The following is a 23206-nucleotide window of genomic DNA, read 5'->3' on the forward strand; positions in this document are numbered from 1 at the left end:
CAGATTGTGATGTCCCTCCCGTTCAAAAGAACGACAGGTGCGGGTGAGCTAGGCGAAGAGATTTTCGCGTTCAAGAGGGGGAAGGAAATTTTTTGGCACTCCGCCGCGCAGAGTGCCAATCCAGTCCTCTTCCACACCGGGCGACGACGTCTTCCCTCTTGACGCGACTCGGACCAGCAACAAAATCTTGAGCCGTGCGGCACCGCACGCCTGAGAAAGGAGCGACACAAGGAAAGGAGCCACGGCTATGTCGCAGCCATTTTCCCGTTTTCTGCACCCATTCGACGTTGCGCACCATCCCAGCCTCGAACCCGAAGTGAAGCGTGCCATCCTCGCCACCTGGGCGTCGGATCGATTCACGGTGAAGGATCAGCCGGCGATGCGAAAGCCGCCCGGCGCGAAGCGCGCCGTCCCGATCGACGATGTCCTCGCCGCCATGCGTTCGCTCGATGGGCAGCTGACGGTCGGCCCGTCGCTGCAATGAGCGATCGAGCCTTCACCGCGCAGCTCGAGGGTTACGGCCTAACCACCGCAGAGATTCATTATTATCGGCCCGATGCGCCGTCGCTTCTCCAGATATTTATCTGGCAGGAATATGATCTCGCGCCGGATTTTCCCGCGTTGTTCGACTTTCTCGAGCATTGGCGGCGCGAGATCAAAGCCGCGCTCCATTCCGTTCGGATCGCACATCGCGAATTGATCGGAGCGAGAGAATGGCGCGCAGTCGATGGCACCATCCCGCTCCGATGACGCACGGTCTTGGCGAGCGCTGGCGCCGGCGAGGCGGACGGACGGTCCGCCTCGTCCTCGCCTTCGACGACATCATGGAATTCGCGCTCGCGCTGCTGTCGGTCCCGCCCGATGAGCTGGAGGCGCTGGGCTGGAGCTTTGCCGACCGCAAGCGGCTCCTCGATCATTTCCTGCGATCCGGCAAGGCAGCGCAGCGCATCCCGCGCGACGCGCTGGGGCAAAGCCTGATCACGTTGCGGCTGCCGCGGCGCGACCTTGCACCGCTTCAGCGCTTCGCCCGCCGCGAACTGCCCAAGGCCGCTTCCAACGCCGCCATGCTCGACCGGGTGCTTCGGGTGATCGAGGCCGCATAGCGGCTGATTCAGCCGGCCAGGAACGGCGAGGCCGCGAGACCGTCGAAGACGAACTGGACGGCGAGGCCGGTGAGAAGCACACCGGAGATGCGGCCCACGACGTCGGCACCGGTGCCCCGGGCAACAGGACAAGGCAGTCAGCCGCGAGCATCTCGAGCACGCCGCCGCCGCCCTTATAACTCAGGTGGCTTTGAATGGGCTGCCGGGATGGCTGACAGCAGACTACCTCATGTGCGGCGCATCCCGTCCGTTCGGTTGGGGTGGGCGACAATCGCCGACGGCACCTCGCGGCAGTCACCGGAGCTGTTCGATATGACCTTCGCTTGGCGCCCCGAGCCGACCGAGGTAACCTGAACGCTCCGACTGCACGTGCGTCCCCCGTTGGTCGTCGAGACGAAACTGTAGCTGACGGTGCCCGGAGGCAGGCCGCGCAACGCCGTCAGGTCGATCTTCCCGTCATCGGCGATTGCCGGCAGCGGCAAGACGCGGACCTGACGCATCACCAGGTCGCTCTGCCGGTCCATGTCGGCCGCGATCCGATCGAACAGCGCGAATGGGGCCGGCTCGAATGGATCGAGCCAGGCGATCGGCGCAACGCTGGAGGCAGGCGCGACCGTGACCTTGGGCGCGACATCTCCTTCATATTCTATGCGGGCGACCGTACCATCCGGCAGGCCGACCTTCATCACATGGCTGTCATGGCTCGCCGCCACCGCGGTACCAATGGCGGCGACCGCCGCCACGCCGGCCAGGAAGGCTGTACGAATTTTTCGCATCAATCGTCTCCTCTGATCATGGTGAATGTGAAAATGCCATCCCCCCGACGCCAAACGCGCTCCCCGAGCCAAGGGCGCTTTCAGGCGCGGCCGGATACCGGCTGCAGCATCGCGCGGGCGGACTGGTAGGCCAGCAGCACGGCACTCGCGTAGGTTCCGGCGGCAGATGACCGTGAAGCGGGTGCTGGCGACCCGGTGCGCCATGGATCGAGAAGTCCAATCCCTGGCGCCGACAGTAGTCCGCTGCGGTCTCCACGTCGGGAAAGCGCAGCTCGATCGTCTCGAGCGGATCGCCGCCGCCGGTCCATCCGATCAGGGCATCGGCCACGGGCCGCCAGCGCGGCGCGAAGCGCACCCGCCATTGTCCGCGCCCGCGGCGTCCGCCCTGGTTGGTCGCGCGCGGCACCGGCTCGATCACGGCCCGCGCATCTGGCGGTAGCGCGCTCGACGCGCATGGCCCGGCGTGATTGTCGTTGACGAATGGCCCGGAACGGAAGTCCCGGGCCAGGCCGTCAGGCCGCCTTGCCATTGACAGGGATGCGGCGGACATTTTCGTTCGCCGCCGTCTTCGGCAGGGTGACCGTCAATACGCCGTTCCTGAAGGTTGCGGCGGCGTGGTCCCGATCGACGCCCTGGGGCAGTCCGATAGGCCGTTCGAAGTGGCCGTAGCTGCGCTCAGTATAACCGCGATCCTTGTCATCGACTTCGGACCGCTTCTCGCCCCGGAGGGTCAGCGCGCCGTCTTCGACGGTAATCTCCACGTCCTTCTCGTCGAGACCCGGCAGCTCGGCCATGACGCGGATCTCCTTGTCGGTCTCGCCGAGCTCGACATGGGGCCAGCCGGCGGCGCGGTCGAAGCCGGCCAATGCGGGCACGCCGAAGCCACGGAAGACGTGGTCGAACAGCCGGTTGACCTCGCGGTGGAGCGAGAGCAGCGGGTGGGTATCACTGTCGCGGACGCTCTCGGCGCTGACCGGGACGGGGAGCCGGTTTTCCTGCCGGCTCCAGGGAATGAGATCACGAAAAGCCATGATGGTCATCTCCTTTTCTGGCTGGAAGGGACAAGGCCTGCCGGCCCGCCGAGGGCGGCGCCGGCAAACCTTTTGATCAGAGGATCAGGCCGCTTCGCGGGCCTCATCCCTGGGTGCTTCGATCTGATCCTGAGCGGCCTTGCCGCCAGCGATCTCGATCCGGCGGGGTTTCATCGCTTCGGGCACCACGCGCTTGAGCGCGACGCTCAGCAGGCCGTTCTCGAAGCTGGCATCGCCGGCTTCCACGAAGTCGGCAAGCTGGAAGCGCCGCTCGAACGCGCGTGCGGTAATGCCACGGTGCAGATACTCGCCCTGACCGTTGTCCTCGGCACGCTTGCCGGTAACGGTGAGCTGGTTCTGCTGGGCCACCACCTCGATGTCCTCGGGGCGGAAGCCAGCGACCGCCAGCGTGATGCGATAGCTGTCTTCACCTTCTCTCAGAATGTCGAAGGGGGGATAGCCATCGTCTTCGCGCGTGCCAGCTTCGAGCAGGTTGAAGAGCCGATCGAAGCCCACGGTCGAGCGCCGGTAAGGCGCAAAGTCAAAAGCAGTCGTTCTCATTTCCAAATCCTCCTGATTGAGCAATTCGGGCATGAGGCGCGCCGGAGAGAGCCGGCGCTCTCAATGTCCACCGGACCCGATTTCAAGCGTCCGGCCAGAAAAACTTAGGAAACACCGAACCGGTTTCAAGAGAGATTTTTCGATTGGCCTCCGCCCCCGTTCTGTCTGCGGTTAGACGATCCCGCCAGCCGTTCAAACCGCTTGAGATCGCCCCTCCGATCCAAAGGCGCGGCAAGGTCATCGGCGGGAATGGAGTGATTTTGGCACCCGACGGCGGTAATTCCGGCATCGTTTTGGGGGTGCCGCCATGGATCGAGCCGTGGCCGGCGGAACTCAGACGAGGCTTGGCCCGCCCAGGCGCTCGCGTGCCATGGGCAGGACGACAAGGCACCATATTTGGCCGCATTCGTGGCAAGCTCATAGAAGATCAGCGTGCTATGGTCGATTTTTCCCACGACAGATACTTTCGGAAATTTCAAGCGGCAGGACGGCTCAGAAGCGCTTGCTGAACGAGAGTTCGACGCTGCGCGGCGCGCCGACGAAGACAAGGCCCGAGGCGTAGCCCGACCAGTCGGCGTAGAATTCGTCGGTGAGGTTGCGGCCGCGCAGTGTCAGCGTGCCGAACGGCGCGTTCCACGACACAGCGGCGTCGAAGGTCGTGAAGGCGTTGACCTTGGTGACGTTGGCGGTCTCGGTGTAGAAATCGCCATTGTGGCGGACGCTGCCGACGATCGTGATCGGCAGCGCCTTGGGCGCATACGTCACGACCAGATCGGCGAGCCGCTCGGGCACATTCTGCGGTCGGTTGCCCGCGCGATTGACGCCGCCGGCCTCGATCAGCTGGAGATATTTTGCGTCGAGCAGCGTGCCGCTCGCCGTCACATTCAATTCCGGTGTGACGGGCAGGTTGACCGACAGTTCGACCCCGCGCGAGCGCTGCCCGCCGCCCTGGAACACGACCGCCGGATTGGTCGGGTCGCGGGTCAGGATATCGTCCTGCCGGATGTAGAAGGCCGACGCGGTTAGCTCGACCCCCGTGCCGGTGAGCGAGGTCTTGACGCCGCCTTCATAGCTGTAGCCGGTGGTGAGCTTGAACGCGGCATTGGTGGCGCTGAGGAACAAGAGGCCGCTGACCGGCGACACCGCATGGGTATATTGCGCGAAGATCTGCGTGCGCGGGGTGACGCTATAGACCGTTCCGGCCCGCCATGAGATGGGATGATAGCTCTGGCCGTAGGTCTGGACCGCGCCGCTGGTGGCGTTGAGCACGCGGCGGTCGAACTTGACGTCGTCGTAGCGGACGCCGCCGACGACCAGCCACTCATCGGTCAGGTTGAGCGCGTTTTCGGCGAAAATTGCGAGGCTGTCGACCTTGGCGGTGACGTCCTGCCGGGTCGCGAAATTCGCGGGCGTGTCCGCCGGGAAGGTGCCGCGCACGGGATTGAACGGGTCGAGCAAGGTCCCCGTGCCGAAGCGACGCACGGTGAAGAAGTCGGTCTCGCCATATTCCGCGCCGATGGTGAAGCGGTTGCGGAAGGTTCCGATGCGCCCGTCGAAGGCGAGATGCAGTCGCTGGTTCCAATATTGATGGTCGTGGCTGATATAGGTCGCGCCGCGCCCGATCAGCCCGGTCGCCGTGTTGAAGCTATATTCGTCGGCGTCCTTGTAGTCGCGGAAGCTGTCATAATAGCTCGTGTCGCTGACGATCTTGAGCGTGTCGGTCAGCGCATATTCGGCGCGGGCGCGCAGCCAGGTCGTGTTCGACCCGTCATGGCCGTCGGTATAGTCATAATTGTTCCGGCGCATCGCCTTGTCGAGCACGAGGCCCGAACTGCCGGACACGGCCGAGGACGGGTCACGGGCGACCGCGCGGGAGACGACGGGCGTGCCGTAATAGGCCGTGTTGAACCGATCCTCGAAATGATCGACCGACACCACCAGCGAAAGACGATCGCTTGGCTTGAACAGCAGCGACCCGGTGGCGGCGAAGGTGCGGCTGTCGGTATCGTCCATCCAGCCCGAGGAGCGCGAAAAGGAGACGTCGCCGCGCACCGCGACGGTCTTGCCCAGCGGCATATTGATGTCGCCGGCGAGCCGCGCGGTATCGAAGCTGCCATAGCTCGCCAGCATCTCGCCGCTGATCCCATCGAGATTAGGACGCCGGGGCACGAAATTGATCGCGCCCGCAAGCGCGCCTTCGCCCGAGGTGACCGAGGCAGGGCCCTTGATGACCTCGATCCGCTCGAACGACCAGGCGTCCCAGTTGCGCAGGCCGACATCGGAATTGGCCATCCGCACGCCGTCATAGAGATAGTTCACCGCGCGGTGGAAGCCGCGCATCGACACCGAGCCGATCGAACCTGGCAGGTTGCCCGATGCGACGCCGGGCGCCGCATTCATTGCCTCGATCGCCGTGCGGACGCCCTGCAGCTGGAAATCCTGCTGGGTGACGACGTCAACAACCGCCGGGGTCTCGCGGATGGTGAGCCCGAGCCGGCCGGAAACTTCGGTTTCCTTCTCAAGCTGCTGGCCGGTCACGATGATATCGCGATCGGAGCGATCAGCGGTGTCGTCCGCGGTCTGGGCGAGCGCTGGCGATGCGACGAGGCAGGCCGCGACGGCGATGAGAGATGATTTCACGAGAGACTCCCTGTTGCATTTGATTGGGCGCGGGCCGCGAGACGGCGGCGCCAGTGAAGAAACCCGGTGACGAACAGACCGAGCGGAACGAAACCAAGGATGATGGCGAGGATGCGGGTCGCGAGGCCGCCAACCGATCCGTCGTGGAGGACGCGGATCCATTTGGCGGTCGTGGTGCTGGCATTGCCTCGCCGAACGTCATGCACGGCCAGCACCTCGCCCGAATATTGATCGACGAACACGAAGCTGCTCGGGAAGCGGCTGTGCGGATCGCCGGGCATTTGCACTCGCATGCGGAATGGCTCTGACCCAATGCCCGGTATGTCGATGAAGGCGAGCCTTGCTTCGGGGACCGCACGGTGCGCAGCCGCCAGTGCTTGCGATATCGGTATTTGCGTGCCGCTCGATGCGCTCGACTGTGGGTCAGGCACCTTGTCGGGCACAGTGATCGTAGCGCTGAGCAGCTGCGTCTTGATCGCCGGCAGCGCCAATAGCGCACCGGTGCCGACCAGGATGAAGAGCAATGCCATGCTCCACACGCCAGCCAGCTTGTGAAGATCGCGGAGGCGGCGGATCGGCGGAGCCTTGCGCTTGAATGCAAGCGCCTTGCGCCAAGACCCGCGCGGCCACCAAACGACGATGCCGCTCACCAGCAGCACCAGCATCGCGAAGCCCGACCAGCCGACGATCTGGCTGCCGAACTCGCCTGCAAGCAGGTGCATGTGCAGCTCGTAGAGCCAACTCATCAGATAGCCGCCCCATGGCTCGGCGCGCAGCACATGGTCGCCGTCGGCCGAGAACCACACCATTTCGCGCTCAGCGTGATGGCTGTGGTGAGCGGAGGGATAATAGCGCGCCGGGATCGCGCCGCTTTCGCCGGTGGCTTCCAGCGACCAGCTGCCATGGGGGTCGTGCCAGCGCGCCCGGCCGGTCGCGAGCGCCTGATCCCAGACGGGCGAGGCCCAGTCCGGCGCGGGCGTGCTGACCTGCGCCTCGATCGCCGGGTGCAAGACCCGGTCGATCTCGATGTAGAAGACCAGCGCGGAGCCGGTCAGCCCCAACAGGGCGAACAGGCCGCCGAGCGCGAGACCAAGCCAGAGATGGAACTGACGCAGCAGGATGCGCGTGCGCGCGGTCATGCGGATCGGCCTCGCGCGCTGTCGAGGATCGCGCGGATGCGTGGTTCGAGCGCGCGCCGCTCTTCCGCCGACACGCATTGCCCGATCCGGTGCCGCTCGCGCCGGAACACCAGCCACAACTCATGGTCGAGTTCGGTGCGGCCGCTCGCTTCGAGCCGTGTCCAGAAGGCGGGCAGCGTGATGCGCGACCGGCGGCCGCGACTGTCCATCCGCTCAAGTTCGACCTGCCCGCCGACGACGCGCAGCCGCTCTTCCGGCACGGGGGTGCGGTTGAAGATATGAAGCGCGACGGCGAGCGCGCCGATGTCCAGCACCGAGAAGATCAGCACCGGCCAGGCGCCGAGCAACACGAAGCGCAGCGAGACAAGCGCGGCCGCGGCACCAGCAGCTATCAGCAGAAAGCGGCCGGGAACGGGAAGCGTCGAACGCGGCGAGACCATGCGGATTTCGGCAACTCCGCGGGCTGGGCGGTCCCACGGACCCGTCCGATCCGTCCAGCCGACCGCCGTCATCGCTTTGCTCCCATCGCCATGGCAGGCGATCCGGAGCTGATCGCGCCGTCATGGACCAGTGCGTCACCGGCCCGGAACAGCAGGCACATTCCAATTGCCAGCCAGGCCGAACGCCGGGTTCGGCGGAGCCAAGATATGATAGGCAACATTCCGTCCGCAGCCGGCTGGTGGCTGCGCCTCGCGGCGACGGGCGCGAGGCCCGCCGGTCCGGCAACAAAACAGTTCATGTGAAGAATCCTCGGCACGCCTAGCCTAGGCGACGACACGCTTAGCCCGGACGATCTGAAACGGATGCATCAGCGCGCGGTCCGCAGGCACGCTCTTGCATGCCCGCGTCCCACCCTCGCTCACGCGACCAGTGAAATCAGATTGCCGGAGGACCCCTTAGCGGCGGTCGAAGATAGGGAATCGCGCTGGCCGCCGGAAGCAGCAGCGGGCGCATGCCGAGCGCCAGCACAAACAGGATCGCGGCGGCCAGCAGGATCGGGTCGGCTGCCGCCAGCGATGGCGCGGAAAGGCCTGCAAAAGCGCAAGGCTGTTCGGTCTTGCCGTGCTGGCTCCCGCCATCCGACTTGCCATGCTCAAGCCCGGGGATGGTGATCATCATCGTGGTGGGCTCCATGCCGGAGCAGACACTGATGACGATCTGGCCATTCGACATGGTCGGCATGAAGCCGGAGGGAATGACAAACTTCATGATCAGCGCGAACGCGATGATCGCGCAGGCGAAGGGCCGATTGGCAAGGACGAGGCGCCGCAGCCGATGCACGAGCAACGCCCATAATGAAAGAGCGTGTCCCTGTCATGCCCAGAACGCGGTGCTCGGAACAATTGCGAGCCGGCTCCGGTGACGGGGATTTTTTTCGTCGCCTGCTGTCCAGTTGACTGCCAAGCTTGGGGCAATGATCGGCTTTCGAATGGCTGAGTTATCACCGGCAAACCGTGACTGGTCCAACGCGGCGCTTCGGGTCTGTGAAGCGGCTCTTTTGAAGATATCGCTTCCTGTCCGGGTTGAACAAATTCTTCGCGTGATGCGTGAACGCGCCTCAAGGCGGCTGAGCCGACGGAACGAGCGCGATGGCCGCTAAGAGCCCGTCGCCGAGCTGATCACGGAAATGGGGTCATCGGTCCTCGATAGCGACCGTATCTTCGCCAGGGCGCGCGATGAAACGCGCAAGGGGCGTTCATGATCGAGGCCTTGGGAGCAGAGGGTCGAGCCTCCAACCGTGCGTTTCTCGACCGCTGCGCGGGTCACCGGCTTAGCCGCTCGCGCACCAACGGACCGATCCAGTCCGGCGACCGAGAGACGACCGAGGCCGGACGAACGACCTTGGTCCAGTATCTGAGCCTGGAACGGCTCACCCATGACGCAACAGGCGACGCACCCGAGGGGCCGTAGATGCCAGCGATCGCCTCAACGCGGCACCGCTCAGATAGGCCTCGACCCGCCTCCAGTCGCTACCGGATTGGATCCTGCCAGCCGTGTCGCCCTGGTGCCGACCGTCGAGCGACCGCTTCCCATCTTCATGCAGCCTGCCGCCATACACGAGGTACAACGTCCCCATAGAGCCGAAACAGAAGGTGGCGAGACCGAGCGTCACCTCGAGAAGTGTCGCGGGACCATATCGAGCGACAAGCCAGACCTCGCGATGAATGAGGGTGCTGACACCCATAGCGCACAGCAGCAGAATGCCGACGCAGCGATAGATCACATCATTGCGGTTCATTGTTGCGCTCCCGCGCAGGTCGCGATGTCACCGCCGTTGTCGTCGACGGTGCGTCGATGGCATCCCAGAAATCGCTCAGGCTGAGGCGCCCTGCGAGACGCGGACGCGCCGTCCCGGCGCGGATGTCGTCACCATCTCGCGCCTGCGGACTGCGATTGGCCCGCTGCCTTCGACGGCGGGGCGTAATCGCCTCGGATTGCCCGTCTGGAGGCATCTTCGTCCTCATGGTCATGGCGCCCTGTTCAGTTCTGAATCCGATATGTCGCGTGCCGTGGTCGGTGAACGATGATCGACCGGCACGGCTGCCCAGCGCGGCGAAACCGGTACACGGTCATGGATATGTCGCCCGAGCGCGGCGAGCGCGGAGCCGAAGCTGGCGCCGAGAAAGCCGATGGCCGCGAGGACGAATTCCGCGACGGAAGCCTCATGCTGGGGCGGCAGATACATGCGGCGATAAAGCAGACGGATTGCAAAGGCGCCGAGCGCGATCAATCCGAGGCCGGCAAGACGCAGCACCAGATCCTGCACCACTGGATTTTGGGGACCGCGCATATCGCCCTCCGATCAAGCGACAATCCAGATATCGGGCGCGTCATAAGGTTTCGAGCCGTCGAAACGGCGATCTTCATAGTATTTCCATAGCATCAGCCGCGCCTGATCAGCCGGCGACGATCAGCCGGTAACCGATGCCCAGCTCGTTCATGATCAGAGCCGGACGGGCCGGATCATCTTCGAGCTTCTGGCGAAGGTTGCGCACCACGATGCGCAGATAGTCGATGCGCCGGTCATGCTCATATGGCCACGCGGCCTCCAGCACGCGCTGGTGAGTCACGACGCGACCCGGATGCAGCGCCAGTTGGTTCAGCACCTCGAATTCCTTGCGGGTCAGATGCACTTCCTCGCCGTTTCGGCTTACGAGCCGATTGGCGAGATCGATGGTAATCTGCCCGGCCGTCACGACCGGGCTCGCCCCCTGCGCCTCGACGCGGCCGCGAAGCGACGCACGCAGCCGCGCCAGTACCTCTTCGCTGTCGAACGGCTTGGTCACATAATCGTGCGCGCCCAGATCGAGCGCGGCCACTTTCTGATCGGTGGCGTCGCGCGCCGAGACCACGATGATCGGAGCTTGGCCGATACCGCGCAGCAACTGGATGATCTCGAGTCCGTCGCGATCTGGAAGGCCAAGGTCGAGCAGGATCGCATCGGGCTTGCCGCGCCGCGCCTCGTCGAGTGCTTCGGCGGCGGTGGTTGCTTCAAACGTGTCATAGCCGCCGCGCACCAGCGTGCCTTGCAGAAGCCGCCGTATGTGAATTTCGTCGTCGACGATGAGAATGCGCTGACCGCTCATATGTCCATGCCCTGTTCCATGCCGCGTACCAGCAGCGCCTCGGGAAAGCGGATGCTGAAGCGCGCGCCCGGCCTGTCCTCGCGATTGGCGGCCTCGACGCGCATTCCCATGCTCTCCGCGAACCCCTTCACGATCGCCAAGCCGAGCCCGGTACCACTGACTGATCTATCCGATCCTTCAAGGCGCCGAAACGTCTCGAACACTTCCTTCTCCCTTCCCAGGGGCAGGCCCGGCCCTTCATCGAGTACGGAGAGAATGAGTTCGCCGTAGATCCGCTCGGCGCGCACGGTGATCGGCGTGCCGGGCGCGCCGTAACGCCCGGCGTTGTCGAGCAGATTGAGCAGGCAGTGATGGAAAAGCTGCGCATCGACCCTGACGAGCGGCAAATCGGGCAGAACCTCGAGTTCGATGGCATGGCCCTCAAGTGAGCGCCGCGTGTCATGAACCGCGGCCCCGACGGCATCTGTCAGGTCGACCGGTTCCACATTCAGCCGCAGCGCGCCAGCCTCGACCCTTGCCATGTCGAGCAGGTTCGCGACGAACCGATTTAGCCGCAATGCCTCGCTCTCGATCGTGTCGAGCAGCGGGTCGGGACTGCGCTGACGCAACTCAGCCGCCGCACCCAGCACCGATGTCAGCGGGGTGCGCAGATCGTGACTTACCGATGAGAGCAGCGCAGCGCGCAGCCGGTCGCGCTCCCGCACCTTGTCGACGTCGCGCATTTCGGTTTCGAGCCGCAGACGTTCAAGCGCGAGCGAAGTCTGATCGAGCAGGCTGCCGAGCAGCGATAGCTGGTCTGATCGAACCGGGTCGCCCCCGTCGTCGCGCGCCAAGCCGAGCACCGCGAGAATAGTGTCACCGGCCCTCAGGGGCTGGAATTGCCAATCCGATGCGGTGAGACTGCCGGTACCGCGTCCCGCCGGTTGTCCGGTATCGAGCACCCATTGCGCCGCCGCGAGCTCCATCGTCTCCATGAGTGCCCCGGGCTCGCTCATCGCCTTGATCGAAAGCCCGGAGGTATCGCTATGCTCGAGGATCACCACGCGCAGCTTCAGCAGCAGGCCGATTTCCTGGCAGGCGGCCTGCGCCACCTCGTCAGCAGTGCCTAGCGCGGTCAGCTGGCGCAGATAACCCGCCAGCGCCGCATTGGTGCGGGCACTCGATGCCGCCAGATCGGCCTGCGCGCGCACGTGCGACGTGAGCTGGCTGGTCACCACCGCGACGCCGAGCAGCACGAAGATCGAGATCACATTCTCGGGATTGTTGATCGTTAGGGTGCCGGTCGGCGGGAGGAAGAAGAAATTGTAGCATAGGCTTGACGCGAGACCGGCGAACAGGCCGGTCCGCAAACCGAACAAGCTCGACGCAGCCATGACCGGCAGCAGATAAAGCAGACCGACATTGCCGAGATCGAGGATGTGGAACAGCCCCGAGCCGAGCACGGTCACCACGGCGACAAGCAGCGCGGTCCAGAGATAGCCCGACGGCGCGCCCCAATCTCCGCGTCGCAATTTTGGACGGGGCGCGGGCGCCAGGGTCTCGTCGATCGGCAGCACATGTACCGCGACGCCCGGCGTCTCGCGCACCAGGCGGTCGACGACCGAGCCGTGGCGCAGTTCGAACCAGCGCGAACGCGTCGACTTGCCCACCACCAGCTGTGTCGTCCGCGCCTCCGCCGCATAGCTTTTGAGGCCTTCGATCACGCTCGCGCCGGGGACCGACGCGACGGTCGCACCAAGGCTGGAGGCGAGATGGAGCGCAGCAGCGATGCGGCGCTGCTCGTCAGCGCCGAATTGCTGGGCACGTGGGGTCTCAATATGGATGACGCTCCAGGGGGCTCGCGCCGCATCCGAGATGCGCTTGCCGGCGCGCACCAGTTCCTCGGCGCCGGGAAGCTCGCTGATCGCGACGAGAATGCGCTCGCTCGCACCCCAAGTGCCGCCAAGCGCCTGGCTGCGCAGATCCTCGAGCATGCGCGCGTCAACCGCCTGCGCTGCACGGCGCAAGGCCAGTTCGCGCAGTGCCGACAAATTGGTCTTGGAAAAGAAATGGGTGAGCGCGCGGGTCGCTTCCTGCGGCAAATATACCTTGCCGGCCTTCAGCCGCTCGATGAGCTCGTCGGGCGGAATGTCGACCACCTCGATCTCGGCCTGCTCGAGCACACTGTCGGGGACGGTCTCACGCACGCGGACGCGGGTGAACGAGGCGACGACGTCGTTGAGGCTCTCGACATGCTGGATATTGAGCGTCGAATAGACATCGATCCCGGCATCGAGCAGCTCCTCGACATCCTGATAGCGTTTGGGATGGCGGCTCCCCGCCGCATTAGTGTGCGCAAGCTCGTCGACCAGCGCGAGCGCCGGGCGCCGCTCGAGCAGGCCATCGAGGTCCATTTCGGCAAGGACATGGCCTTCATATTCGATCTGCCGGCGCGGCAGGATCTCCACCTCTTGGGTCAGGGCTTCGGTATCGAGGCGGCCATGCGTCTCGATGACGCCGGCCACCACATCGACGCCGGCGCGGCTGCGCGCGGCGCCCTGGACCAGCATTTCGAACGTCTTGCCCACGCCGGGCGCCGCGCCGAGAAAAATCTTGAGCCGGCCCCGGCCTTCCTGCGCCGCGGCGCGCAAAAAGGCTTCGGGTGCCGGCCTTTCGCGCTCGCTCAAGGTGCCGTGCCGGGCAGCTTGTCGAGCTGCTGATTCAGCGCGAGCACGTTCACGCGCGGCTCGCCGAGGAAGCCGAGCAGCGGCTGTTCGGTGTTGCGCGCGACGAGATCGCGCAGCTGCGCTTCGCCGATGCCGCGCACCCGTGCCACGCGGGTCACTTGGGCCAGCGCCGCCTCGGGCGACAAGTCGGGATCGAGGCCCGAACCGCTGGCGGTCACGAGGTCGGCGGGGACCGCCCCGGTGACACCCTCGGCGCGACGCTTCTCGATGTCCGCCGCGACGCGGTCGCTGAGCGCCTGTGCGGTGGGTCCGAGATTGGACCCGGCGGAAGCCAGTCCGTCATAACCTTTGCCGGCGGCGGAAGGGCGCGTCTGGAAATAGCGATCAGAGGTGAATGCCTGACCCACGATGGTCGAGCCGATCACCACGCCCTTGCTATCGCGAACGAGGCTGCCGTTCGCCTGCGACGAAAAGAGTGTCTGTCCGATACCGGTCATCGCCAGAGGATAGAGGATCCCGAGCAGGATCGCGAACAGGATCGTCAAGACGATTGCCGGGCGCAGGGCGGAGAGAAAGTCCTTGGACATGTGATGCGCCTCCTCAGGCGAGACCCAGGCCATTGACGGCCAGGTCGATGATCTTGATGCCGATGAACGGCGCGACGAGCCCGCCAAGACCGTAGACGGCGAGATTGCGGGCGAGCAGCGGCCCTGCGCCCATCGGCTTGTAAGCCACGCCCTTAAGTGCAAGCGGCACCAGCAGCGGGATGATCAGCGCGTTGAAGATGATCGCCGACAGGATCGCGCTTTCGGGCGTTCCAAGCCCCATGACATTCAGCACGCCGAGCCCGGGGTAGAGCGCGACGAACATCGCCGGTATGATTGCGAAATATTTGGCGACGTCATTGGCCACCGAGAAGGTCGTGAGCGCACCGCGTGTCATCAGCATTTGCTTGCCGAGTCCTACGACCTCGATGAGCTTGGTGGGATCGCTGTCGAGATCGACCATGTTGCCCGCTTCGCGCGCCGCCTGCGTGCCGGTGTTCATTGCCACGCCGACATCTGCCTGGGCGAGCGCCGGAGCGTCGTTCGTGCCGTCGCCGCACATCGCGATGAGGCGGCCGCCCTGCTGCTCCTTGCGGATCAGGTCGAGCTTGTCCTCCGGCGTCGCCTGCGCGAGGAAATCGTCGACTCCGGCCTCGGCCGCGATCGCTGCGGCGGTGAGCGGATTGTCACCAGTGATCATCACCGTGCGAATGCCCATGCGGCGCAGCTCCGCAAAGCGTTCGCGCACACCAGCCTTGATCACGTCCTTAAGCGCGATCGCACCCAAAAGCTTGCCATCCTGCGCCACGGCGAGCGGCGTCATACCCGCGCGGGCGATTTCGTCAGTCACCCGGCGCAATTCGGTGGCAGCGGCGGTTTCGCCGAGCCTCGGATTGGCGCGAAGGATCGAATCGACCGCACCCTTCTGGATGAGCGAGCCGCCGGTCTTGACGCCGGAAATGCGGGTTTGGGCAGTGAACGGTATGATCTCGGCACCTGCGGGAAGCAACGTCGTCGTCACCTTGAACTTCTCGCGGGCAAGGACGACCACCGATCGTCCTTCGGGCGTCTCGTCGGCGAGGCTGGCCAGCAGCGCTGCTTCAGCGAGCTGCTCGGGTCGCACGCCGCTGACCGGGCGGAACTCGGACGCCTGGCGATCGCCGACGGTGATCGTACCGGTCTTGTCGAGCAGCAGGACATCGACGTCGCCCGCCGCCTCCACCGCGCGGCCCGACTTGGCGAGCACGTTGAAGCGCACCAGCCGGTCCATGCCGGCGATGCCGATCGCCGAGAGCAACGCGGCGATCGTCGTGGGGATAAGGGTAATCAGCAGCGCTGCCAGGATCGCGACCGGGATCGAACCGCCGGCATAGCTGGCGAAGCCCGGGATAGTGCCGACCGCGATCAGGAAGATGATGGTCAGGCCGACGAGCAGGATGGTGAGCGCGATCTCGTTCGGCGTTTTCTGCCGCTCGGCGCCTTCGACCAGCGCGATCATGCGGTCGAGGAAGCCCTGGCCCGGATCTGCGGTCACCTTGACCTTGATCTCGTCGGAGATCACCCGCGTGCCTGCCGTCACGGCCGAGCGGTCGCCGCCGGCCTCGCGGATGACCGGTGCGCTTTCGCCGGTGATCGCGGCTTCGTTGACCGAGGCAACGCCTTCGATCACCTCGCCATCCGCCGGGATGAGGTCGCCGGTCTGGACGAGCACGATGTCGCCAGCGCGGAGCTGGCTTGCCGCTACATCCTCGGTGCGGCCGTTCTTGAGACGCCTGGCGGTCAATTCGGCCTTCGTCGCGCGCAGCGACGCCGCCTGCGCCTTGCCACGCCCCTCGGCCAGCGCCTCGGCGAAAGTGCCGAACAAGACGGTCAGCCAGAGCCAGATTACAAGCTGGAGCTTGAACCCGGTTCCCAGCATGTCGCTGCCGATGACGAGGAGGATCGTCATCAGGAGCGCGACACTGGCGGTCACGAACATCACCGGGTTGCGGATCAGGTCTTTGGGATTGAGCTTGATGAAGGCGTCGCGGATCGCCGGAACGATCAGCTCGGCGGTGAACATGGACTTGGTGGATGTGCGGGACATGTGTCGCCCCCTCAGAAAAGCTGGCCGTTGATCATGCTGAGATGATCGGCGATGGGTCCAAGCGCGAGGCTCGGGAGGAAGGTGAGGCCGCCGACGATCAGTACGATGCCGACCAGCAGCCCGACCCAAAGTGCTCCGGTGGTCGGGAACGATCCGGCGCTTTCGGGCGTGTATTTCTTGGCCGCCAGACTGCCGGCGATCGCCAGCATCGGCACGATCACGAAGAACCGCCCCAGCCACATCGCGATGCCGAGCAGGCTGTTGTAGAAGGGCGTGCCCGCCGTCAGGCCGGCGAAGGCCGAGCCGTTATTGCCGGTGGCCGAGGTGAAGGCGTAGAGGATCTCGGAGAAGCCGTGCGGTCCCTTGTTGAGCGGACCCGCGAGCCCGGCCGGAAGCACCGCCGCAATCGCCGTGAAGCCGAGGATGCACAGCGGCAGGATAGCGATCGCCAGCACTGCCAGCTTCACCTCGCGGCTCTCGATCTTCTTGCCGACATATTCCGGGGTCCGCCCCACCATCAGCCCGGCGACGAACACCGCCAGGATGGCGAAGAGCAGGAAGCCGTAGATGCCCGCACCGACGCCGCCGATCACGACCTCGCCCAGCTGCATGTTGAACAGAGGGATCATGCCGCCAAGCGCGGTGAAGCTGTCATGCATCGCATTGACCGCGCCGCAGGACGCCGCGGTGGTGACGACGGAGAACAAGGCGGAGGCGGCGATGCCGAAGCGCACCTCCTTGCCCTCCATATTGCCCCCGGCGACGCCGAGATTGTGGAGGATCGGGTTGCCGGCGGCTTCCTGCCAGTAGGTGACGGTGACGCCGGCGAGGAACAGCACCAGCATGGCCGAGAGGATGGCCCAGCCCTGCCGCGTATTGCCGACCGCCTTGCCGAAACACCAGGTGAGACCGAAGCCGATCACGAAGATCGACAGCATCTGGACGAGATTGGTGAGCGCGTTCGGGTTTTCGAACGGGTGCGCCGAATTGGCATTGAAGAACCCGCCGCCATTGGTGCCGAGCATCTTGATCGCTTCCTGGGACGCGACCGGGCCAAGCGCGAGCGTCTGCTTGACGCCTTCGAGCGTGGTCACGTCGATCGAAGCGGCGAGCGTCTGCGGAACACCCGAGGCGATCAGGAAGACGGCGTAGACGATGCAGATCGGCAGCAGCAGATAGAGCGTGATCCGTGTGACGTCGGCCCAGAAATTGCCGAGCGATTTCGCCTCGCGCCGCGCGAATCCGCGGAAGAACGCGAAAGCGAGCGCGATGCCGGTCGCGGCAGACAGGAAATTCTGGATCGTGAGGCCCAGCATCTGGCTGAGGTTCGATAATGCCGCCTCGCCGGAATACCATTGCCAGTTGGTATTGGTGGTGAAGCTGATCGCCGTGTTGAACGCGCCGTCCGGTGCGACCGCGCTGTAACCGAGGCCATTGAGCGGAAGCACGCCCTGCAGACGCAACACCGCGTAGGTGAAGATCATCAGGACGAAGTTGAACAGCAGCATGTTGACGGCGTAGCGGCTCCAGCTCTGCTCCTCGCTGGGATCGATCCCGGCGAGCTTGTAGAAGCCGGCCTCGATCGGGCCGAGGACGGCATGGAGAGGCGTGCGGCGGCCCTCATAGAGTGCGAACAGCCACGCGCCGACCGGTTTGGTCAGCGCAAGCAATATGCCGACAAAGACAAGGATCAGGATCCATCCCTGGAAGGTCATCGTCCAGGTTCCTTTCTAAAAACGCTCGGGACGGATCAGTACCGCCACGAGATAGAGGAGAAGACCGAGCGCGGTCACCGCAGCGAGCCAGAGATCGAAGGTCATGGGTACGCCCTCACGCCTTGTCGCAGAGACGGGCGTAGGCGAGCGTTGCCGCCAGCAGCCCGATCATTGCCGCGATCCAGAGAAAATCCTGCATGTGCGCGATGCTCCTAGAACGATGCGGTCAGCGCCACGACGAGTGTCCCGTTCGCGATCGAACCGGTGCCGTCCTGGCCCTTGCTGAAGCTGGGTTGGAGATAGGCCGCCTCGCGGCGGCTGATGTCGGTGCCGAGATAGGAGACGCCGAGCGTCAGGTTGCGCCAGGTCGCGTCGACCCCGAGCGACCAGTCCCAGTAGCGTCCGGTCGGCGCGACACTTGTGGCATTGGGGCCAAGGCCGGGATTACCGTCGGAATAGCCGATGTGCGCCTTGGCGGTCAGCGGCGTGCCGGCGATGGCCAGAGCACCGTCTCCCCAGAGGTAGAGATTGTCATCCTTGGCGCCCGCATCGGTATAGACGCCTGCGGCTGCGTCGGCGCCAGTTCGATACCAGCGGCCGAGCGCCTGCTGCCTGGGGGCATAGGCCGCGCCGGCGGTCAGCGTGACTGGACCGGTCGTGCCCGTCAGCTTGACATAGGGTTCGGCGAAGTCGGTCTTGTCTGCGCCACCCGGATACATGTACCAGGTCAGGCCGACGTCGAGCGCCAAGTTGTCCGTCAATTTCGCCTTGTAGCCGGCGATCAGGTCGAGCTCCATGTTGGCGCCGTCAAAAGTGCCCCAACCGGACAGATTCGAGGCCCAGGTACCGACATAGATGCCACTCTCATGAGCGATGGTGAGGCCTCCCTGGATCGCCATCTCTTTGTCGGTCTGCGACACGCCGCGGAAACGATAGTCCGACGCCAGGGTCGCTGATCCGGTGACGGTGACCCCGGATGCGGCCTCGCCATCTTGTGCGAAGGCGGGAGCGGTCGAGCCGAGGAAAACAAAGGCGGCCGCGAGGGCCGGTACGCTTTTCATTTCAATGTCCCCTTGAGCGCGCGCCGGGAGAGGCCCGGGCGCGAGTCGTGAGGGGACCCAAATATTGCGCTTCTCCATAAAGGTTCGAGATCGGGAAGCAGCGATCTTCATAGTATTTGCATAGTGATGGCGTGCGGCCGTCACGGCCTCAGATCTCGACCTGCGAGCCAAGCTCGACCACCCGGTTGGTCGGCAGCCTGAAGAAGTCCATCGCGCTCTCGGCGTTGCGCTGCATCCAGGCGAACAGCTTTTCGCGCCATATCGCCATCCCCGGGACCTCGGAGGCGATCAGGGTCTGGCGACCTAGGAAATAGCTCGTGTCCATCGCCTTCAGCGGAGGCTCCCATTGCTCGGCGCCAAGCGCAGCGGGCAGGTCGACCTCGTCCATGAAGCCGTAGTGGAGGACGACGCGGTACATCTGGTCGCCGGCCGCGATCACCTCGGCCCGACTCTCTGGCGGCACATGCGGCACGCGCTCGATCGCGACAGTGCAGACGATGTTGCGCTCGTGCAGCACTTTATTGTGCTTGACGTTGTGGAGCAACGCAGGCGGCACGGCCTCCCGGCTCGATGACAGGAATACCGCGGTTCCCTGCACCCGAATGAGCCGTTTCGCTGCCGAGGCGCCAAACAGATCGAGCGACATCGCGCTGTCCTCCAGCCTGGCATGCATCAGCCTGCGACCGGTCTTCCAGGTGGTGAGCAGCAGGAACACCACGGCCGCCACCAGCAGGGGGAACCAGCCCCCATCCGGGACTTTGGTGAGCGTGGAGGCGAAGAACATCGCATCGACCACCAGGAACAAACCTGTCAGCGACAGTGAAGCCCAGGCCGGCCAGCGCCAGACCGCGAATGTCAATATGCCGAGCATGCAGGCGGTAATGAACATCGTACCGGTGACCGCGATGCCATAGGCTGCGGCGAGGTTGCTCGAGCTCCTGAAGCCGATCACCAGCGCGATCACGAACCCGAGCAGCAGCCAGTTCACCAGCGGGACATAGATCTGCCCCGCCGCCTTGGCGCTGGTATGGAGGATACGCAGGCGCGGCAGGAATCCGAGTTGCACCGCTTGCTGGGTGACCGAGAAGGCGCCCGAAATCACCGCCTGGCTGGCGATGATGGTCGCGAGTGTGGCGAGGATGACGAGCGGCAGCCTCGCCCATTCCGGGGCGAGGAAAAAGAACGGCGCCTCGATCGCGGCCGGATTGCCCATCAGCATGGCCGACTGGCCAAGATAATTGAGCATCAGGCACGGAAACACCGCATAGAGCCAGGCGATGGAGATCGGCTTGCGTCCGAAATGCCCCATGTCGGCGTAAAGCGCCTCGGCGCCGGTGACGGCCAGCACGACCGATCCGAGCGCCAGAAACGCGAGGGGAAAGTCGATCATGAAGAAGTTGAACGCCCACCAGGGGTTGAGTGCCGTCAGAACGCCCGGTCGCTCGGCGATATTGATGACGCCCAGCACTGCCAGGACGATGAAATAGATCGCCATCACCGGACCGAAGAAGGCGCCGACCTTCGCGGTGCCGTGGGACTGGATCATGAACAGCCCGATGAGGATCGCTATCGCAATCGGGATAACGTATTTGCTGAAATCGTCATGGACCGCGCTTAGGCCCTCGACCGCCGACAGGACCGAAATGGCAGGCGTAATGATCGCGTCACCATAGAACAGCGCTGCCGCAAAGATGCCGAGCATCACCACGACCGGCGTCCAACGTGAACTTTTGAGCCTGCCTGATATCAGAGCGAGCAACGCAAGACTGCCGCCTTCGCCCTGATTGTCGGCGCGCAGAATGATCCAGACATATTTGATCGTGACGATGAGCAGCATCGTCCAGAAAATGAGTGATAGCACCCCGAAAATATGGACTTGGTCCACTGCAAGGGGATGGTGGCCGACGAAGCTTTCCTTGAGCGCGTAGAGTGGCGAGGTGCCGATGTCGCCGAACACGACACCGAGCGCGCCGAGCGCGAGCTTGCCGGTACTGTCATTATGGCCATGACCCGAAAACTGGGCCGGGGCCGCTTTGTCAGGCGCGGTCATGTCAGCCCCGGATCAGTGGTACCAACCTTGACCTTCGGACTTTCCGCATAGCATTTCGAGAGCGGTTCGCAGCGAAACGCATATGTTTTGCATAGTGTTTCGCAGTTTATGTCAGACCTTTGTCCAAGCAGCGGACTTCGGTTGATGCGGGGACTGCTTCAGCAACAGCCCACCAGCTCGTCGTAGGCGGCCGGCGCGTTCCAGCCTCGCCATGTAAAGCGTGCATAAAATCGCGATCAGGCAGATAGCGATCGTGACGAGGAACTCCGGGGGCATGACAATGCGGCCTAGCGGTCAATGGACTGCGTACCCAGCTAGCTCCTCTGGCGTAGTAATTCGAGTTCGGCAGTGGCTCGATCGCATAGTATTTTCGTAGTGATGGCGGCAAATATCTTCGCGTCGAATTGCATCCTGGCGAAGGAGCCTAAGCCTTTCGCTCGCTGAGTTGTGATTTCACAGATCGCAGGATCACGAACCCCAGGAGCCCGGCCGCAAACGATCCGGCAAGGATGCCGATCTTCGCCTCGGCCTGCAGGATGGCATCTGCCGGGAAGGCGAGGAGCGTGATGAACAGGCTCATCGTGAACCCGATGCCGCACATCAGCGCAATGCCAAGCATCTGTGTCGTCGTCGCGTGCGCGGGCATGTCCGCAAGCTTGAGCCGGATTGCTGCCATCGAGAAGCCGAACACCCCGATCACCTTTCCGACGAGAAGGCCAAGGCCGACCCCGAGTGTAACCGGTGCGACAAGAGCCTCTCCTGGAAGATCGACGAACCGCACGCCCGCATTCGCGAGACCGAAGATCGGCACGATGATAAAGCCGACCGGCCAGTGCAGCAGATGCTCAAGATGATGGAGCGGGCTGCGTGCTTCGTCGTCCGGTTTTCCAGGCGTACCCTGCAGCGGGATGGTGAATGCGAGGATCACGCCCGCTAAGGTCGCATGAATGCCCGACCGCAGCACAAACGCCCATAGCAGCACGCCCAGCACGAGATATGGGCTGAGCCGGCGTACCCCGTAGCGGTTCAGGCAGATCAGGGCCGCGACGATGAGCCCGGCGGCAGCCAGGTCAACCACCGAAAGCGAGGCCGTGTAGAAGACGGCGATGATGATGACCGCGCCGAGATCATCGATGATGGCGAGAGCGGTGAGGAAGATCCGCAGCGAGCCAGGCACCCGCTTGCCGAGCAGCGCGATTACGCCCAGTGCGAAGGCGATGTCGGTCGCGGCCGGTATCGCCCATCCGTGTGCGCTCGCCCCTGAATTGAAGGCGAGGTAGATTAGCGCGGGGACTGCCATGCCGCCCGCGGCCGCAATGCCGGGCAGCATCCGACGGGACCAGCTGGATAGCTGGCCGTCCAGCACCTCTCTCTTAATCTCCAGGCCGACCAACAGGAAAAATACCGCCATGAGGCCGTCGTTGATCCAGTGGTGGAGCGACAGTGGACCGAACATGGTGTGGAGCAGATGCTCGTAGCTGTTACCAACGGGTGAGTTGGCGACGATAAGCGCGACAAGGGCTGACGCCATGAGCATGATGCCGGCCGATGCCTGGCCTTTGAGGAAATGACGCAACGCGCTAAGCGGCTTGGCTGGGGAGAGGGCCATGGGTGCTCCGGACTGGTCAAGAACGCTGGCGGCCCGACCAGCGTAAACACCTGCCCGCCACGATCGCGCGCGCACCCAAAACTTCTCTCGCACTCCCCTCTCGGCCGCGCAATCGTAATAGATGCCTCTGCCGGATAACTTGGGGTTGTTGAGCCGGCACCTCGATATCGGTTATGCGGCAGGAGGCCGTGGATGGCCGCTGCTCGATAATGCCGCCAAGCTAGGCGGCGCTCATCATCTCCGGGTCATTCGGGTTGTCAGCTGTTCCAGCTATGTGAGTGACGGCTGCTCCGGCTCATCGACAGCTCAGTGATCAGAAGGTCATCATTGGACGGGTCCAAGCCTTTCAAATCGCTCGAATTCTGGACGCTGGTGGACCCGTTTGGACGGCACTGGACGATGGGCCAGAAGAGCTTTCGGCCGGGCGACCTAAGCGATTGATTTCGCAGTCAAATCATAGACTTACGAACTCGCCAAGAGCATGAATAGCACGATCTGGATTCGTGGAAAAGGCTGGACGTGAATGGACAGGGCGGTTCGAGTCCTCCTGGGGCTGGCTCATGTCCGAAATAGGACTGCAAATTTCGGACAGTTAGCGGGTAAATGAGACGCGGCTGCTCGTGCATAGCGGCAAGGC

The 23206-nt window shown here is 64.3% G+C and carries 23 protein-coding genes; 4 read left to right on the forward strand and 19 right to left on the reverse strand.

The genetic code is table 11. The annotated features are described in order from the left end of the window. Positions 1–247: 247 nt before the first annotated feature. Genes ACODTA_RS28215 through ACODTA_RS28225 form a run of 3 tightly spaced genes read left to right on the forward strand, consistent with a single transcriptional unit; the run spans position 248 to position 1103 of the window. Complete coding sequence (locus ACODTA_RS28215; RefSeq protein ID WP_489070791.1) at positions 248–484, forward strand: hypothetical protein; 237 nt, start codon at positions 248–250, stop codon at positions 482–484. Continuing rightward, positions 481–750 carry an usg protein gene (locus ACODTA_RS28220; protein WP_489070793.1) on the forward strand — a complete coding sequence of 90 codons (270 nt, stop codon included), beginning with the start codon at positions 481–483 and terminating at the stop codon, positions 748–750. The genes ACODTA_RS28215 and ACODTA_RS28220 overlap by 4 nt, the downstream gene beginning before the upstream one ends. Further along, the gene (locus ACODTA_RS28225; protein ID WP_489070795.1) at positions 747–1103 is read left to right on the forward strand and encodes a hypothetical protein; all 357 of its coding nucleotides are present in this window, start codon (positions 747–749) and stop codon (positions 1101–1103) included. The genes ACODTA_RS28220 and ACODTA_RS28225 overlap by 4 nt, the downstream gene beginning before the upstream one ends. Positions 1104–1330: 227 nt before the next feature. Here the strand turns inward: ACODTA_RS28225 and ACODTA_RS28230 are convergent, their stop codons facing one another. The 8 genes from ACODTA_RS28230 to ACODTA_RS28265 form a co-directional block, all read right to left on the reverse strand. Next, a complete protein-coding gene (locus ACODTA_RS28230; protein WP_489070797.1) occupies positions 1331–1846 on the reverse strand; it encodes a hypothetical protein in 516 nt (171 codons plus the stop codon). A 49-nt stretch (positions 1847–1895) separates the two neighbouring features. Next, positions 1896–2429, reverse strand: coding sequence for an NADH dehydrogenase ubiquinone Fe-S protein 4 (locus ACODTA_RS28235; protein WP_489070799.1), 534 nt, complete (start codon positions 2427–2429; stop codon positions 1896–1898). Next, the gene (locus ACODTA_RS28240; RefSeq protein ID WP_489070845.1) at positions 2392–2910 is read right to left on the reverse strand and encodes an Hsp20/alpha crystallin family protein; all 519 of its coding nucleotides are present in this window, start codon (positions 2908–2910) and stop codon (positions 2392–2394) included. The genes ACODTA_RS28235 and ACODTA_RS28240 overlap by 38 nt, the downstream gene beginning before the upstream one ends. Positions 2911–2994: 84 nt before the next feature. Continuing rightward, positions 2995–3471 carry an Hsp20 family protein gene (locus ACODTA_RS28245; protein WP_489070847.1) on the reverse strand — a complete coding sequence of 159 codons (477 nt, stop codon included), beginning with the start codon at positions 3469–3471 and terminating at the stop codon, positions 2995–2997. Between the two features lie 492 nt (positions 3472–3963). Further along, complete coding sequence (locus tag ACODTA_RS28250; protein ID WP_489070801.1) at positions 3964–6111, reverse strand: TonB-dependent receptor; 2148 nt, start codon at positions 6109–6111, stop codon at positions 3964–3966. After that, on the reverse strand, positions 6108–7250 hold the full coding sequence (locus tag ACODTA_RS28255) for a PepSY-associated TM helix domain-containing protein (protein ID WP_489070803.1): 1143 nt from the start codon (positions 7248–7250) through the stop codon (positions 6108–6110). The genes ACODTA_RS28250 and ACODTA_RS28255 overlap by 4 nt, the downstream gene beginning before the upstream one ends. Continuing rightward, the gene (locus tag ACODTA_RS28260; protein ID WP_489070805.1) at positions 7247–7690 is read right to left on the reverse strand and encodes a DUF2244 domain-containing protein; all 444 of its coding nucleotides are present in this window, start codon (positions 7688–7690) and stop codon (positions 7247–7249) included. Before ACODTA_RS28260 ends, ACODTA_RS28255 begins: the two co-directional genes overlap by 4 nt. A 436-nt stretch (positions 7691–8126) precedes the next feature. Next, entirely contained in the window at positions 8127–8369 is a 243-nt protein-coding gene (locus tag ACODTA_RS28265) for a hypothetical protein (protein WP_489070807.1), read from the reverse strand. On the opposite strand from ACODTA_RS28265, the gene ACODTA_RS28270 reads away from it, so the two are divergent. Then, positions 8356–8613, forward strand: coding sequence for a hypothetical protein (locus ACODTA_RS28270; protein WP_489070809.1), 258 nt, complete (start codon positions 8356–8358; stop codon positions 8611–8613). The genes ACODTA_RS28265 and ACODTA_RS28270 overlap by 14 nt on opposite strands. 507 nt (positions 8614–9120) lie before the next feature. On the opposite strand, the gene ACODTA_RS28275 is transcribed toward ACODTA_RS28270, so the two are convergent. The 11 genes from ACODTA_RS28275 to nhaA form a co-directional block, all read right to left on the reverse strand. After that, complete coding sequence (locus ACODTA_RS28275; RefSeq protein ID WP_489070811.1) at positions 9121–9489, reverse strand: hypothetical protein; 369 nt, start codon at positions 9487–9489, stop codon at positions 9121–9123. Positions 9490–9717: 228 nt separating this feature from the next. Beyond that, positions 9718–10041 carry a hypothetical protein gene (locus ACODTA_RS28280; protein ID WP_489070813.1) on the reverse strand — a complete coding sequence of 108 codons (324 nt, stop codon included), beginning with the start codon at positions 10039–10041 and terminating at the stop codon, positions 9718–9720. A gap of 106 nt (positions 10042–10147) precedes the next feature. Then, on the reverse strand, positions 10148–10837 hold the full coding sequence (locus ACODTA_RS28285; RefSeq protein WP_489070815.1) for a response regulator: 690 nt from the start codon (positions 10835–10837) through the stop codon (positions 10148–10150). Further along, positions 10834–13503: a DUF4118 domain-containing protein gene (locus ACODTA_RS28290; RefSeq protein WP_489070817.1), complete on the reverse strand. Its 2670-nt coding sequence runs from the start codon at positions 13501–13503 to the stop codon at positions 10834–10836. Before ACODTA_RS28290 ends, ACODTA_RS28285 begins: the two co-directional genes overlap by 4 nt. Then, positions 13500–14090, reverse strand: a complete 591-nt coding sequence (gene kdpC / locus ACODTA_RS28295) for a potassium-transporting ATPase subunit KdpC (protein ID WP_489070819.1) — start codon at positions 14088–14090, stop codon at positions 13500–13502. Before kdpC ends, ACODTA_RS28290 begins: the two co-directional genes overlap by 4 nt. 13 nt (positions 14091–14103) lie before the next feature. Beyond that, positions 14104–16134 (reverse strand): potassium-transporting ATPase subunit KdpB, encoded by a 2031-nt coding sequence (kdpB, locus tag ACODTA_RS28300; RefSeq protein ID WP_489070821.1) that lies wholly within the window; start codon positions 16132–16134, stop codon positions 14104–14106. A gap of 11 nt (positions 16135–16145) precedes the next feature. Continuing rightward, the gene (gene kdpA / locus ACODTA_RS28305) at positions 16146–17849 is read right to left on the reverse strand and encodes a potassium-transporting ATPase subunit KdpA (RefSeq protein WP_489070822.1); all 1704 of its coding nucleotides are present in this window, start codon (positions 17847–17849) and stop codon (positions 16146–16148) included. Positions 17850–17864: 15 nt separating this feature from the next. Next, positions 17865–17954, reverse strand: coding sequence for a K(+)-transporting ATPase subunit F (kdpF, locus tag ACODTA_RS28310; protein WP_489070824.1), 90 nt, complete (start codon positions 17952–17954; stop codon positions 17865–17867). Positions 17955–18061: 107 nt separating this feature from the next. After that, the gene (locus ACODTA_RS28315; RefSeq protein WP_489070826.1) at positions 18062–18910 is read right to left on the reverse strand and encodes a TorF family putative porin; all 849 of its coding nucleotides are present in this window, start codon (positions 18908–18910) and stop codon (positions 18062–18064) included. A gap of 148 nt (positions 18911–19058) precedes the next feature. Then, the gene (locus ACODTA_RS28320; protein WP_489070828.1) at positions 19059–20960 is read right to left on the reverse strand and encodes a potassium transporter Kup; all 1902 of its coding nucleotides are present in this window, start codon (positions 20958–20960) and stop codon (positions 19059–19061) included. A 424-nt stretch (positions 20961–21384) separates the two neighbouring features. Beyond that, entirely contained in the window at positions 21385–22569 is a 1185-nt protein-coding gene (nhaA, locus tag ACODTA_RS28325) for a Na+/H+ antiporter NhaA (protein ID WP_489070830.1), read from the reverse strand. Positions 22570–23206: the final 637 nt, after the last annotated feature.

It is taken from the genome of Sphingomonas sp. FG14, from assembly GCF_057809675.1.

What these genes read in the sequence shown, in the direction of transcription:
- ACODTA_RS28215 (WP_489070791.1), top strand. Translation starts at nt 248, where the DNA reads ATGTCGCAGCCATTTTCCCGTTTTCTGCACCCATTCGACGTTGCGCAC.
- ACODTA_RS28220 (WP_489070793.1), top strand. Translation starts at nt 481, where the DNA reads ATGAGCGATCGAGCCTTCACCGCGCAGCTCGAGGGTTACGGCCTAACC.
- ACODTA_RS28225 (WP_489070795.1), top strand. Translation starts at nt 747, where the DNA reads ATGACGCACGGTCTTGGCGAGCGCTGGCGCCGGCGAGGCGGACGGACG.
- ACODTA_RS28235 (WP_489070799.1), bottom strand. Translation starts at nt 2,429, where the DNA reads ATGTCCGCCGCATCCCTGTCAATGGCAAGGCGGCCTGACGGCCTGGCC.
- ACODTA_RS28240 (WP_489070845.1), bottom strand. Translation starts at nt 2,910, where the DNA reads ATGGCTTTTCGTGATCTCATTCCCTGGAGCCGGCAGGAAAACCGGCTC.
- ACODTA_RS28245 (WP_489070847.1), bottom strand. Translation starts at nt 3,471, where the DNA reads ATGAGAACGACTGCTTTTGACTTTGCGCCTTACCGGCGCTCGACCGTG.
- ACODTA_RS28255 (WP_489070803.1), bottom strand. Translation starts at nt 7,250, where the DNA reads ATGACCGCGCGCACGCGCATCCTGCTGCGTCAGTTCCATCTCTGGCTT.
- ACODTA_RS28260 (WP_489070805.1), bottom strand. Translation starts at nt 7,690, where the DNA reads ATGGTCTCGCCGCGTTCGACGCTTCCCGTTCCCGGCCGCTTTCTGCTG.
- ACODTA_RS28270 (WP_489070809.1), top strand. Translation starts at nt 8,356, where the DNA reads ATGGTGATCATCATCGTGGTGGGCTCCATGCCGGAGCAGACACTGATG.
- ACODTA_RS28265 (WP_489070807.1), bottom strand. Translation starts at nt 8,369, where the DNA reads ATGATGATCACCATCCCCGGGCTTGAGCATGGCAAGTCGGATGGCGGG.
- ACODTA_RS28275 (WP_489070811.1), bottom strand. Translation starts at nt 9,489, where the DNA reads ATGAACCGCAATGATGTGATCTATCGCTGCGTCGGCATTCTGCTGCTG.
- ACODTA_RS28280 (WP_489070813.1), bottom strand. Translation starts at nt 10,041, where the DNA reads ATGCGCGGTCCCCAAAATCCAGTGGTGCAGGATCTGGTGCTGCGTCTT.
- ACODTA_RS28285 (WP_489070815.1), bottom strand. Translation starts at nt 10,837, where the DNA reads ATGAGCGGTCAGCGCATTCTCATCGTCGACGACGAAATTCACATACGG.
- kdpC (WP_489070819.1), bottom strand. Translation starts at nt 14,090, where the DNA reads ATGTCCAAGGACTTTCTCTCCGCCCTGCGCCCGGCAATCGTCTTGACG.
- kdpB (WP_489070821.1), bottom strand. Translation starts at nt 16,134, where the DNA reads ATGTCCCGCACATCCACCAAGTCCATGTTCACCGCCGAGCTGATCGTT.
- kdpA (WP_489070822.1), bottom strand. Translation starts at nt 17,849, where the DNA reads ATGACCTTCCAGGGATGGATCCTGATCCTTGTCTTTGTCGGCATATTG.
- kdpF (WP_489070824.1), bottom strand. Translation starts at nt 17,954, where the DNA reads ATGACCTTCGATCTCTGGCTCGCTGCGGTGACCGCGCTCGGTCTTCTC.
- ACODTA_RS28315 (WP_489070826.1), bottom strand. Translation starts at nt 18,910, where the DNA reads ATGAAAAGCGTACCGGCCCTCGCGGCCGCCTTTGTTTTCCTCGGCTCG.
- ACODTA_RS28320 (WP_489070828.1), bottom strand. Translation starts at nt 20,960, where the DNA reads ATGACCGCGCCTGACAAAGCGGCCCCGGCCCAGTTTTCGGGTCATGGC.
- nhaA (WP_489070830.1), bottom strand. Translation starts at nt 22,569, where the DNA reads ATGGCCCTCTCCCCAGCCAAGCCGCTTAGCGCGTTGCGTCATTTCCTC.